Here is a 12,001-nt window from a genome sequence, read left to right as displayed (position 1 = left end):
TCAGAGCGAGCCGGTCCAGTAGATGGTCCGGCGGTTCGTCAGGTCGTAGTCGAAGGAGACCTCGACCTTGTCCGTCGCGCCGGGCGGAACGGCGAAGGCCTCCCGGCCGGTCATCGTCTGCCCGGCCGGGACGGAGCGGCCCAGCGGCTGGTGCCGCCCGCTGCCGTCGACCACGGTCTCGGCGCGGCCGCCCACGCCGTCCGTGAGCTTGAGGTAGTTGAACTGCATGGTGCGCTGCTCACCGGTGGTGTTGGTCACCGTGATGACCACCTCCACCACCTTGTCGCCCTTGGCGATCCCCTGGGCGAACTCGTCCGGGGAGAACGGCCCCGGCTTCTCCACCGTGAACCTCAGGCCGTCCGGGGTGGTGTAGCTCTGGCCGAAGGCCAGGTGCCGGGACCGCTCCTCGGCGGCCTTCCGCTCCTGCTCGGCCTCGGTCCGCTTGCGCTGCTCCTCGATCTCGGCGCGCCGCTTCTCCAGGTCGGCCTGCCGCTGCTTCTCCTGGGCCTCGATCCGCTCCCGGGCGGCGTTCTCCGTCGCCTTCACCTCCTGCCTCGCCTCGTGCACCTGCCAGGCGAAGAACCCGCCACCGGCCGCCGAGAGCAGCAGGCCCGAGACGCCGAGGACCACCCCGGCCAGCGCCGTGCCCCGGTTCGTCGCGACGCCCTTGCGGACCTGGCCCATCGCGACCACGCCGAGGACCAGGCCGACCAGCGCGGGCAGCCAGGCCACCCAGAACAGCACGTAGGTCAGCGCCATCACGGTGCCCACGATGCCAAGCACCATGGCCGAGACGCCCAGCCCGTTCCGGGGCGCCGGCGGCATCGGGTAGGAGTGCGGCCAGTACGGGACCGCTCCCGGGTACGGGGGCGCCTGACCGGGCACCCCGTTCCCGGGCGCCTCGTTTCCGGGCGCCTCGTTTCCGGGCTGCCCGTCGGGCGCGGCGAACGGGTTGGCGGCAGGAGCGGGGGGCGCGGCGGGGACCTCGGCCGGTGCCGCCGCCTCGGGGGCGTCGGGGGTGCCGGGGGCGTCGGGGGCTTCGGGCAGCGGGGCGGGAGTGGTCATGCGGGGTCCTTCTGGCGGTTCGTGTGCGGGAACGTGGCGGAGCGTCAGACCGAGCCGGAGCGGTCGGTGGTGCTCCACCGGGCGGTCTTGTGGCCGACGAGGTCGGGGGTGTACTCGACCGTGAGCTGCTCGGGGGCGACCAGGACGGCGTAGGCGTACTTGCCGACGCTCTGCTGGCCGGGCTGGAGCGGGTCGGAGCTGAGGAACTTCGCCCGTCCGCTGCCGTCGATCAGCAGCTGGTACCAGTTGCCGCTCGGTTCGCGCACGGTGGGCAGGCCGGCGATCTTGGCCGGCTGCGAGCCGGTGTTGACCACGGTGATGGTCACCTGGAAGGCCTTGGCCCCGTCGAGCAGCCTGGTGTACCGGTCCACCGCGTAGGGCTCCGGGCTCGACACGGTGACCTTCAGACCGTCGGGGTAGGTGTAGCTCTGACCGAAGACCAGCTGCCGGGCCCGCTCCTCCGCGGCCTCCTTGGCCGCCTTCTCCTCGGCCTCCTTGCGGCGGCGCTCGCGCTCCTCGTCCAGCCGCTTGATCTCGGCCTCGGCCCGCTGGCGCGCGGCGTTCTCCTCGGCCTTGCGCTCCTGGACGGCCTCGTGCGCGGCCCAGGCGACGAAGCCGCCCTCGACGACGGCGCCGAGCAGGCCCAGGACGCCGAGGATCACCCCGGCCAGGGCCATGCCCCGGTTGGTCGCCAGACCCCTGCGGACGTTGCGCAGCCCGATGCCGCCGAGCACCACCGCGACCAGCGCGGGCAGCCAGGCGACCCAGAACAGGAGGACCACCAGCACCATCACCACGGCGACGATGCCGAGCACCAGCGCCGCGACCCCGGGCCCGTTGCGCGGCTGCGGCGCCGCCACCGGGTACGGCGGCCAGTACGGCGGGACGCCGGGCGCACCGCCGGGGTACTGGCCCTGGGCCTGGTGCGGGACGGGGCCGTACCCGGGGGCGGGCTGGGGGGCGACGGCCGGCTCGGCCGGTGCCGCGTCCGCGGCCGGTGGCGACCACGGGTCGGTGGCATCCGGCGGCGGGGCTTGCGTCGTCATGCAGGGTCCTTCTGGCGATCGATGATCAGGCCCCTGAACGTACCAGTCACCGCACGAACACTTCTCCGCCATTTCCGCACGCCACGGCCCCGCCTCCTTGACGTCCCGTCAGGGTGGCCGCCGGTTCACCGGCCGAAGGTGTCGATGGCCTCGATCCGCCAACCCCCGCCGGAGCGGACGGCGTCCAGGGCGAACATCGCGGCCGAGTAGGTCGGCCCGCCCTTGGCGTCGGCGGCGGTGCTGGTGTTGCGCTGGTCGGCGAAGACCAGCAGCCGGGCCCGGTCGCCGTCCAGGGCCGAGACGGCGGCGTCGGTGACGGTGGTGGTGAGCACCAGCTTCTTCGCCTCGGCCTGGGTCCGGACCTCGGCGAGCAGCGCCTTGTGCCGCTCCACCGCGCCGCCGGTCAGGTAGCGGGCGGCGGCCCGGTCGGTGCGCGCCGGGTCGGCGTGGTCGTAGGAGAAGAGGGCGTTCACCGCCTCGCTGAGCTGCCCCTTGGCCTCGCTGGTCCGGGCCGGGTCGGTGAGCGCCGTGTTGTGCCGCCCGGAGTCGGCCCGCAGCCCGGCGGCGGCGTAGGAGGCGTAGGCGGCGAACGCCGCGAGCAGCAGGGCGAGGGCGAGCAGCACGGCCGGCAGCCGACGGCGGCGGCGCACCGGCGCGGGGACGGGGGCGGGGGCCGGGGACGGGACGGCCGTCGCCGGGGGCCGGGCGGCCGCGGCCAGGCGGCGCTGACGGTTGATCAGGTGTCGGGTGGTGGTGGACATCGCTGCTCGCTCCTTACCGGCCGGTGGTGGTGGTGCCCATCGGGGCCTGGCCGAGGGCGCTGAGCTTCCAGCCCTCGGCGGTCCTGGTCAGACGGGCCAGCATCCGGCTGTCCTTGCTGGTGGGCTGGGTCTCCTTGGCGGTGCGGACGGTGATCCGGACCGCGACCATGACGGCCGCCTGGCCGGTGCGCTCGTCCAGCTCGGTGACGGCGCCGTCCAGCACCCGGGCGGTGGTGGTCGACTGGGCCTGCTGCACCTGCTTCTCGAACTCGCCCCGCCCCTGCACCAGTTGGGCGTGCAGCTCACCGGTGGTGGAGCGTTCCCAGAGGTCCAGGCCCGGGGCCAGCGCGGCGTGGTCGAGGGTGTTGAGGTTCTGCACCGCCTGCTCCCCGGCGGCCAGCACCTGGTCCCTGGCCCGGGCCAGCTCGCCGGTGCGGTCGTGGGCGGCGGCGTACCAGGACCAGCCGCCCCAGGCCGCGAGCAGGGTGGTGACGGCCAGCAGGGCGACGGCGAGCAGCTGCAGGCGTTCACGGATCGGGCGCACGGGGCGGGGGCGGCGTCGCACGGGTCTTCCTCCGGTGGTGGTGGGGCGTTCAGAGGGACGTCAGGTCGCTGATCACCCAACGGCCGTCCACGGGGCGGGCGGTGACGCGGAGTTGGGCGCCGGTGAGGACCGGCGGGTCCGCACCGCGACGGGCGCTCTGGTCGAGCAGCACCAGCAGCTCGGCCCGGTCACCGGTCAGCCGGATCACCCCGGTGGCCACCGCACGGGTGGTGAGGGTGAGCCGCTGCTCGGCCGTCCAGCCACGGAGTTGCTCGCTCAGCCGGCGGTACTGCTCCTCGGCCGCGCCGGTGAACGCGGCACGGGCGGCCGACCGCCCCGCCTCGTCCTGGTCGGCGCTGTAGGAGAAGGCCCGCCCGAGGGCGGCCTCCACCTGCCCGACCACCTGGCCGGCCAGCTGCTCCCGGGCGGCCGCGTCCCGGTCGCGGGCCCCGGCGCGCACGCTCCAACCGGCGGCGGCCATCGCCAGGCCGAGCAGCAGGGCCAGCGCGGGCAGCCCCCAGCGGAGTAACTCCCCTGCCCGGGAGGCCGGTTGCTCTTCGGCAGCGGCCGTGCCGGGGACGGTCTCGACGGCCGTCACGGCGCCCCCACCGGCACGGTGGTCAGCGCGGTCGCCTTCCAGCCGCCGCTCCGGCGGGCCAGCTCCACCGCCACCCGGCGGCGGTCGGTGGTCACGGTCCCGTCCGCGAGGGTCTGCCGCAGCCGCAGCACGGCGATCAGGCCGGCCGTGCCGGAGGCACGGTCCAGCCGGGTCAGCGCGGCCTCCGCGACGGTGGCCGAGGTGGTCGAGTCCGTTGCCGCCGCGCCGAGTTGCGCGAGCAGCGGCCCGTCCGCGACCGCCCGCCAGCGCGACCGGGTGCCGTCCGGGTCGCGGCCGTCGGCGCTGCCGAGCACCTCCGCCGCGCTCCGCCCGGCGGCCAGTACGGCCTCCCGCTCGCGCACCCCGTCCTCGCCGCGCCCGGCCTGCCACCACCAGCTCAGGGCGCCCGCCGACAGCACCAGTACGGCCAGGACCCGGAACACCCGCAGCCTCACCGGCCCGCCCCCGGGGTGGCCGGTGCGACGGGGGTCGGCACCCCGCCCTTGGGGGCGTTGGCCGAGCCGCGCACGGCGGTGCCGGAGGAGGCCGAGGCCGCGCACCGCGCCGCGGTGTTCAGTGGCGGGGCCGCGCCGGTGTCCAGGCCGTTCCGGTAGGTGGTGGCCCCGTACCCGTCGGTGCAGGGCAGCGGGGAGAAGAAGGTGACGGCCATCCCCATCCTCGCGCCCTGCTCGGTGACCGCGGTGGAGCCGGCCGCCGCCACCGCCGGGAGCCGGACCAGCAGTTCCTCGATGCCGTGCTGGCGGGTGACGCCGAGTTCGGCGGTGGTCAGCAGGTTGGCCAGCAGCACGCTGGTGGACGGGTCGAGCTGCTTCATCAGCGCGCTCACCTGCCCGGCGGCCTGCGGGCCGCCCGCGATCACCCGCTGCAGATCGCCGTCCGAGCGGGCCAGTTGGGCGGCCAGCTCGGAGGCACCCGTGGCGAAGGAGCGGATCGCGTCGGCCTCCTCGGCCTGGGTGCGCAGCACCGTCTCGCCGTCCACGATCAGCCGGGTGGTGGCGGGCAGCGCGGCGTCGGCCGCCTTGAGGAAGGTGCGGCTGCCGTCGAGCAGCGCCTGGAGGTTGTCGGCCTGGCCGTTGAAGGCGGTGCCGAGTTCGTCGACGACGGTGCGCAGCGAGGCGAGCGGCACCGAGCCGACCAGCGCGTCGGTGCGGGTCAGCAGGTCGGTGACGGGCGCGGGCACGCTGGTGGCGGAGCGGGGGATCCACGCGCCGTCGGCCAGGTAGGGGCCCTGGTCGGTGCTGGGCCGCAGGTCGAGGTACTGCTCGCCGACGGCAGACAGGCCGGCCACGGCGGCGGTCAGCGTGGCCGGAATGCGGGGCGCGTCGGAGGAGATCCGCAGTTCCGCCCGGACCCCGTCGGGGGTGAGCCTGATCGCTCCCACCCGGCCCACCGAGACGCCCCGGTAGGTGACGTCGGCGTGCTCGAACAGGCCACCGGTGCGCTCCAGTTGGACGTCGACCCGGTAGTAGTCGCGCAGGCCGACGTAGCGGCCGAGGTCGGCGTGCTGGACGGCGATGTAGCCGAGCACCAGCACGGCGATCAGCAGGAAGGCGAGGTTCTTCGCCCGGACGGCCAGGTTCGGCATCAGCGCGCCTTTCCGGACGGGCGGCCCACCGAGGGCAGCGGCAGCGGCAGGCGCCGGGCCTCCGGGGAGGCCGGATCGGTCGGCTGGTCGGTGGGCGGATCGGTCGGAGGGTCGGTGGGAGGGTCCGTCGGCGGATCGGTCGGCGGGTCCGTGGGCTCCTCGGTGGGCTGCGGGGTGGGCTGGGGCGGCGGCGCGGCGGTGTCGTCCGGGTCCAGCTCGGGGAAGATCCGGGTGCCGGGAGCGGCGGCCAGGTCGAGGTAGACGTTCAGGTAGTCACCCTTGACCCCGCGCAGCACCTCGTCGGTGAACGGGTAGGTGAGCAGCACCTGGAGCGAGTCCGGCAGCGCCTTGCCCGCGTCCGCCAGGCCGCGCAGCACCGGGGCGATCGCCTTGAGGTCGGCCACCACGTCCTCCTTGCTGCGGTTGACGGTGTCCACCGCGACGCCCGAGAGGGTGTCCAACGCGCGGAGCAGAGTGACCAGTTCGCCGCGCTGCTGCTCCAGCACCCGCAGGCCGGGGCTGAGCTCGGTGAGCACGGTGCCGATCTGCCGGTCCCGGGTGGCCAGGGTGGCGGCCAGCCGGTCGATCCCGTCCAGGGCGGCGGTCAGGTCGGCCCGGTGGGCGTCGAGCTCGCCGGTGAAGGTCTTCAACCGGTCGAGGACGGAGCGCAGTTGGGCCTCGTTTCCGGTCATCGCCCGGCCCAGTTCGGTGGTGATGGTGCGCAGCTGGTCGATGCCGCCGCCGTTGAGCAGCATGGAGAGCGCCCCGAAGACCTCCTCCACCTCGGTGGAGCGGCCGGTGAGCTGGGCCGGGATCACCGCGCCGTCGCCGAGCCGTCCGCCGCCCTGGGCCTGCGGGTCGGCGGGGGTGGTGAGCCGGACGTACTTCTCGCCGAGCAGGCCGGCCTGGGCCACCTCGGCCCGGCTCCCGGCGGGCAGCCGGACGTCGCCGTTGACCCGTAGGGTGACCACCGCGCTCCAGTCCTCGGCCAGCGTGATGGCGGTGACCCGGCCGACCGCGACCCCGTTCACCTTGACCGCCGACTGCGGAACCAGGCTGAGCACGTCGGCGAACCGGGCCTCCAGGCGGTAGGAGTGGTCCCCCAGTTCGGCCCCGCCGGGCAGCGGTGCGTCCTGCAGGCCGCCGAAGCCGCCGCAGCCCGCGGTCAGGCCTGCGGTCAGCACGGTGGCCAGCGCCAGGGACAGGTGGTGCGGTCGACGGGTCATCGGTCCACCCCGGGCAGTGGCAGCGGCAGGGTCAGTTCGGTCAGGTTCGCCCGGCCGGTGATCGTGCCGGCCTTCGAGTCGTAGGCGCGCAGCAGGTTGCCAGCCGCCAGCGGGGCGGTGTCCAGCAGTTCGGCCAGGGAGGCCCGCTGGTCCACCAGGCTCTGGGTGATCGGCACCAGCTGGTCGATCCCGTGGGCGAGGCGGGTGCGGTTGTTCTCCACGAAGGTCTTCACCTCGCCGAGGGCGACGGCCAGTTGGTGCAGGGCCTGGCCCAGCTCCTCCTTGTCCTCGGCCAGGTAGGAGCTGACGGCGGCCAGCCGGTCGGTGACGGTGCGCACCCGGCCGTCGTTCTCCTTGAGCATCGCGGCGAAGGACTCCAGCTGGGTCAGCGTGGCGAACAGGTCCTCGCTGGAGCCGGAGAGGGTCTTGGCGGCCCGGCCGAGCTGCTCGATCGAGTCGCCGATCAGCTTGCCGTTGCCGTCCAGGTTCCGCGCCCCGGTGTCCAGCAGCCGGGAGAGCGCGCCCTGGGAGTTGGCCCCGTCCGGGCCCAGCGCGGTGGCCAGCTCGGTGAGGCTCTCGTAGAGCTGGTCGATCTCCACCGGCTGGGCGGTCCGCTCGACCGGGATCACCGCCCGGTCGGCCAGCAGCGGCCCCTCCGTCCAGGCCGGGGTGAGCTGCACGTACCGGTCGGCGACCACGCTGGGGGCGACCACCACGGCGGAGGCGGAGGCCGGCACCTTCACGCCGTGGTCCAGGCCGAGTTCGACCCGCACCTTCGCCCCCTCGGGGTGGACCGAGCGCACGGTGCCGACCTTGACGCCGAGCACCCGCAGGTCGGATCCGGCATAGACCCCGACGGCGTGGTCGAAGTACACCGTCACCCGGCTTCCCTCCGGGCCGGGGACGGCGATCAGGGTGGCCGCCACGGCGGCCGCGGCGGCGGCCAGGGCGATGAGCGCCCGGCCGCGGCCCGAGAGCACGCTCATCCCCGGCCCCCCGTCGGCCGGACCGGGCGGCAGCCGGTGGCGGGCGCCGTCCCCTCGGGCAGGTAGGAGGGCGGCACCACCCCGCACAGGTAGGCGTCGAACCAGCGGCCGTTGCCCAGGGTGTTGCCCATCAGCCGGTAGTACGGGCCGAGCAGCGCCAGGGTCTGGTCCAGGCTCTGCTGATTGGCCCGCAGCACCCCGGTGACGCGCTCCAACGCGCTGAGGGTGGGCGCCAGTTGGCGCTCGTTGTCCTTCACCAGGCCGGTCAGCTGGGTGGCCAGCGCGCCGGTGCCGGTGAGCAGTTGGTGCACCGCCTCGCGGCGGCGCTGGAGCTCGGCCAGCAGCGAGTCGCCGTCGCTCAGCAGGGCGCTGAAGCGCTCGTTCTGGTCCGCCACGGTCTTGGTCAACTTGCGGCTCCCGGCGAGGAGTTCGGCCAGCCGGGCATCCCGGTCGGCAATGGTGCGGGAGAGCCCGGCCAGGCCCTCGGCGGCGCTGCGCACGGATTCGGGGGTGGTGGCGAAGGTGTCCGAGATGGTCCGGAAGGACTCGGCCAGCTTGGCGGTGTCGATCGCGCCCACCGTCCGGCCGAGGCCCTCCAGGGCCTGGGTGACGTCGTAGGGCGAGGTGGTCCGGCTCGCCGGGATGGCCACCCGGGGGTCCTGCCCGCCGGCGCCCAGCGGGTCCAGCGCGAGGTACTTGGCGCCGAGCACGGTGCGGATGCCGATCGCGGCGGTGGTCGCGTCGCCCACCCACACCTCGCGGACCCGGAAGCCCACCCGGACCTTGGCCCCGCTCAGCACGACCTCGGTCACCTTGCCGACCTTGGCCCCCGCCACCCGGACCTCGTCGCCCGGCCGCAGCCCGCCCGCCTCGCTGAACTCGGCCGTGTACGCGGTGCCCCGGCCGAGCAGCGGCAGCCGGTCGCCCTGGTAGGCCAGGCCGCAGACCAGCAGGATCACCAGCAGCCCGACCGCGCCGACCACCACCGGGTTGCGCTCGCGCAGCGGCCGGAAGAGCGGCCCGCGCACGGCGGTGCCCCCGTCGGAGCGGCTCATCCCCGGCACCTCGCTTCGTCCACGGTGACCCCGGTCGGCGGCACGGAGCCGTCACCGGTGGTCACGCCGGTCACGGTGGCCTGGCACAGGTAGAGGTTGAACCAGGAGCCGTAGGAGGCCAGCCGGCCGAGGGTGGTCAGCTTCTCCGGGCTGCGCCGGAGGAAGTCCTCCAGCTGGGTGCTGTTGTCGGCCAGTCCGGCGGAGAGCCGGCCCAGCTGGCCGATGCTCTCCTTGAGCGGTGCCCGGCCCTCGGCCAGCAGCCCGGCGGTGGAGGTGGTGAGCGCGCCCACGGCCTGCACCGCCTCGCCGATCGGCTGCCGGTCGCGGTTGAAGCCGGCCACCAACTGCTGGAGGGTGGAGACCAGTTCGGTGAAGCCCTGGTCGTGGGTGTTGACGGTGGCGACCACCGTGTTCAGGTTCTCGATCACCCGGCCGATCACCTCGTCCTTGGCGGCCAGCGTGCCGGTGAGCGAGCCGACGCTGCGCAGCAGCCCCTCGACCGTGCCGCCCTGGCCCTGGAGGACCTGGACGATCTCCTCGGCCAGCTTGTTCACCTCGTCCGGGGCCAGGCCCTGGAACAGCGGCTGGAATCCGCTGAACAGCTGGGTGAGGTCCAGCGCGGGGTGGGTGCGCTCCACCGGGATGGTGGCGCCGGGCGGCAGCTTCTCCTCCAACGGGCCGGTGCCGCGCGCCAGTTCGAGGTAGCGGCGGCCGACCAGGTCCAGGTACCTGACCGAGGCGGTGACGCTGCCGGGCAGCGGGGTGCCCTTGCGGACCTTGAACCGCACCAGCGCGTAGCGCCGGTCGGTGACGCCGACCGACTCGACCTCGCCGACCCGCACGCCCGCGATCCGCACGCCGTCCCCGGCGGCCAGGCCGGTGACGTCGGTGAACCGGGCCCGGTAGGCGACGGTCTCGCCCACCCCGGTGTCGGCGATGCCGAAGGCCAGGGCGGTGGTGGCGAGTGCGGTGACCAGGACGAAGACCAGTGACTTGACGACCGGTCCGATCAGGCTGCGGCGCCTCACTTCAGCCTCACCTCCGCCCCGCGCAGCAGCGGCCCGGCCAGCACGCTGCTCCAGTCGGGCAGGTCACCGGCCGGCGCGAGCAGTTCGTTCACCAGGGCGTTCTCCTGCGGTGAGTTGGGCAGGCCGAGGCCGGCCTCGCCGGGCGCCGGGAAGCCCTGGCCCGGCGGCACCGCCGCCGGGGTGGTGCCGCGCCCGGTGTAGGGGGTGTCGTAGCACTTCGGGCCGCCGGTGGCGGTGTAGGCCGGGGCGTCCTTGCCGGGCCGGTAGGCGCCGGGGCTGGGCACGGTGTTCACGGTGACGTGCAGGCCCGGCCGGTCGGTGCCCTTGCCCAGCGCCTTGTCCATCACCGGCACGAAGTCGGCCAGGGTGCGCAGCGTGCACGGGTAGGCGGGGGCGTACTCGGCCAGCAGCTCCAGGGTTCCCCGGCTGTCGGCGGAGAGCCGGATGAGCGTGGCCCGGTTGCGCGTCAGGAAGTCCGTGACGTCCCCGGCGGCGGCCGTGGAGGAGGCGTAGAGCGCGCGCAGCCCGGCCCGCTCGCGGGCGATCGTGCCGCTGGTGGTGGTGAAGTCGGTCAGGGCCTGGAGCAGGTCGGGCGCGGCGTCCCCGTAGGCCTGGCTGACCGTCACCAGCTGCGCGATGTCCCGGTTCAGGGCCGGGAGTTCGGGGTTGAGCCGGGCCAGGTGGGCGTCCAGTTCGGTGAGCGTGGCGCCGAGCTGGGCGCCGCGGCCGCGCAGGGCGGTGGCCACCGCGCTCAGGGTGGCGGCCAGCTTGTCCGGCTGGACGGCGTTGAGCAGCGGCAGCAGGTGGTCCAACACCTGCTCCAGCTCGGCGGCCTCGGCGGTGCGGTCCTGGGCGATCACGGCCCCGGCCCGCAGCGTCCCGCCCGCGGTGGCGGTGGTGTCGGGCACCAGGGCGACGTAGCGCTCGCCGAAGAGGGTGGTGGGCAGCAGACGGGCCGTCACCCCGGCCGGGATCTCGGCCAGCCGGGCCGGGTCGAGGGCCAGGGTGAGCCGGGCCCGCTCGCCGTCGGCGCCGATCCGGCTGACCCGGCCGACCACCACGCCGCGCAGCTTGACGTCGGCGTTCACCCGCAGCTCGTTCCCGGTGGCGTTGGTCTCCAGCAGCACGGTGCTCTCGTCGCTGAAGGCCTTGCGGTAGACCGCCACGCAGAGCCCGGCCAGCAGGGCGGGCACCAGCAGGAAGACCAGGCCCAGCACGGCCCGGGCGGGGCGGCGCCGGTCGGTGGCGCGGAAGGCGTTCATCCGGTCACCCGCACGGTGGTGGTGGCGCCCCAGATCGCCAGCGAGAGGAAGAAGTCGGTGATGCTGATGATCACGATGGCGTTGCGGACCGAGCGGCCCACCGCGATGCCGACCCCGGCCGGGCCGCCGGTGGCGTGGAAGCCGTAGTAGCAGTGCGCCAGGATCACGATCACGCTGAACAGCAGCACCTTCAGGGCCGACAGCAGCACGTCCTCCGGGGCCAGGAAGAGCCCGAAGTAGTGGTCGTAGGTGCCGGGTGACTGTCCGTTGACGGAGACCGTGACGGCGCGGGAGGCGGCGTAGGAGGAGAGCAGCCCGACCCCGTACAGCGGCACCACGGCCACCACCCCGGCGATGATCCGGGTGGTCACCAGGTACGGCAGGCTGCGGATGCCCATGCCCTCCAGGGCGTCCACCTCCTCGTTGATCCGCATCGCGCCGAGCTGGGCGGTGAAGCCCGCGCCGACGGTGGCCGAGAGTGCGAGGCCGGCCACCAGCGGGGCGATCTCCCGGGTGTTGAAGTAGGCCGAGATGAAGCCGGTGAAGGCGGTGGTGCCCAGCTGGTCCATCGCGGCGTGGCCCTGCAGGCCGACCACCGTGCCGGTGGCCGCGGTCATCCCGACCATCACCCCGACGGTGCCGCCGATCACCCCCAACCCGCCGCTGCCGAAGGCGACTTCGGCCAGCAGCCGCTGCACCTCGCGGAAGTAGCGGCGCAGCGCGCGGGGCACCCAGAGCAGCGCGGCCAGGTGGAAGACCAGGTGGTCCCCGACGGTCTCCAGCCACCCGAGCGGGCCCCGGGCCGCACGGCCGGGCAGCGCCAT

13 protein-coding genes are annotated in these 12,001 nt (G+C 74.6%); all 13 read right to left on the bottom strand.

Annotated elements, in window-relative coordinates:
- The 13 genes from ABD946_RS33755 to ABD946_RS33695 all read right to left on the bottom strand — a co-directional run bounded on the left by ABD946_RS33755 (position 1) and on the right by ABD946_RS33695 (position 12,001).
- On the bottom strand, positions 1–1,065 hold the full coding sequence (locus tag ABD946_RS33755) for a DUF4190 domain-containing protein (RefSeq protein WP_345289461.1): 1,065 nt from the start codon (positions 1,063–1,065) through the stop codon (positions 1–3).
- Positions 1,066–1,109: 44 nt separating this feature from the next.
- Positions 1,110–2,111 (bottom strand): DUF4190 domain-containing protein, encoded by a 1,002-nt coding sequence (locus tag ABD946_RS33750; RefSeq protein ID WP_345289460.1) that lies wholly within the window; start codon positions 2,109–2,111, stop codon positions 1,110–1,112.
- Positions 2,112–2,236: 125 nt separating this feature from the next.
- On the bottom strand, positions 2,237–2,872 hold the full coding sequence (locus tag ABD946_RS33745; protein WP_345289458.1) for a hypothetical protein: 636 nt from the start codon (positions 2,870–2,872) through the stop codon (positions 2,237–2,239).
- A gap of 13 nt (positions 2,873–2,885) precedes the next feature.
- Entirely contained in the window at positions 2,886–3,437 is a 552-nt protein-coding gene (locus ABD946_RS33740; protein WP_380148699.1) for a hypothetical protein, read from the bottom strand.
- A 28-nt stretch (positions 3,438–3,465) separates the two neighbouring features.
- The gene (locus ABD946_RS33735; RefSeq protein WP_345289457.1) at positions 3,466–4,014 is read right to left on the bottom strand and encodes a hypothetical protein; all 549 of its coding nucleotides are present in this window, start codon (positions 4,012–4,014) and stop codon (positions 3,466–3,468) included.
- Complete coding sequence (locus ABD946_RS33730) at positions 4,011–4,469, bottom strand: hypothetical protein (protein WP_345289456.1); 459 nt, start codon at positions 4,467–4,469, stop codon at positions 4,011–4,013. Before ABD946_RS33730 ends, ABD946_RS33735 begins: the two co-directional genes overlap by 4 nt.
- Positions 4,466–5,620: an MlaD family protein gene (locus tag ABD946_RS33725; protein WP_345289455.1), complete on the bottom strand. Its 1,155-nt coding sequence runs from the start codon at positions 5,618–5,620 to the stop codon at positions 4,466–4,468. The genes ABD946_RS33730 and ABD946_RS33725 overlap by 4 nt, the downstream gene beginning before the upstream one ends.
- Positions 5,620–6,846 carry an MCE family protein gene (locus tag ABD946_RS33720; protein ID WP_345289453.1) on the bottom strand — a complete coding sequence of 409 codons (1,227 nt, stop codon included), beginning with the start codon at positions 6,844–6,846 and terminating at the stop codon, positions 5,620–5,622. Before ABD946_RS33720 ends, ABD946_RS33725 begins: the two co-directional genes overlap by 1 nt.
- Positions 6,843–7,832, bottom strand: coding sequence for an MCE family protein (locus ABD946_RS33715; protein WP_345289452.1), 990 nt, complete (start codon positions 7,830–7,832; stop codon positions 6,843–6,845). The genes ABD946_RS33720 and ABD946_RS33715 overlap by 4 nt, the downstream gene beginning before the upstream one ends.
- Positions 7,829–8,887 carry an MCE family protein gene (locus tag ABD946_RS33710; protein ID WP_345289451.1) on the bottom strand — a complete coding sequence of 353 codons (1,059 nt, stop codon included), beginning with the start codon at positions 8,885–8,887 and terminating at the stop codon, positions 7,829–7,831. The genes ABD946_RS33715 and ABD946_RS33710 overlap by 4 nt, the downstream gene beginning before the upstream one ends.
- Positions 8,884–9,915, bottom strand: a complete 1,032-nt coding sequence (locus ABD946_RS33705; RefSeq protein ID WP_345289449.1) for an MCE family protein — start codon at positions 9,913–9,915, stop codon at positions 8,884–8,886. Before ABD946_RS33705 ends, ABD946_RS33710 begins: the two co-directional genes overlap by 4 nt.
- On the bottom strand, positions 9,912–11,177 hold the full coding sequence (locus ABD946_RS33700; RefSeq protein WP_345289448.1) for an MCE family protein: 1,266 nt from the start codon (positions 11,175–11,177) through the stop codon (positions 9,912–9,914). Before ABD946_RS33700 ends, ABD946_RS33705 begins: the two co-directional genes overlap by 4 nt.
- Positions 11,174–12,001, bottom strand: a complete 828-nt coding sequence (locus ABD946_RS33695) for an MlaE family ABC transporter permease (RefSeq protein ID WP_345289447.1) — start codon at positions 11,999–12,001, stop codon at positions 11,174–11,176. The genes ABD946_RS33700 and ABD946_RS33695 overlap by 4 nt, the downstream gene beginning before the upstream one ends.

The organism is Kitasatospora albolonga, from assembly GCF_039535905.1.
GTDB classification, from domain to species: domain Bacteria; phylum Actinomycetota; class Actinomycetes; order Streptomycetales; family Streptomycetaceae; genus Kitasatospora; species Kitasatospora albolonga.
Note: the sequence above shows the minus strand (reverse complement) of the source record. Positions and strands in the feature narration are given on the sequence as shown.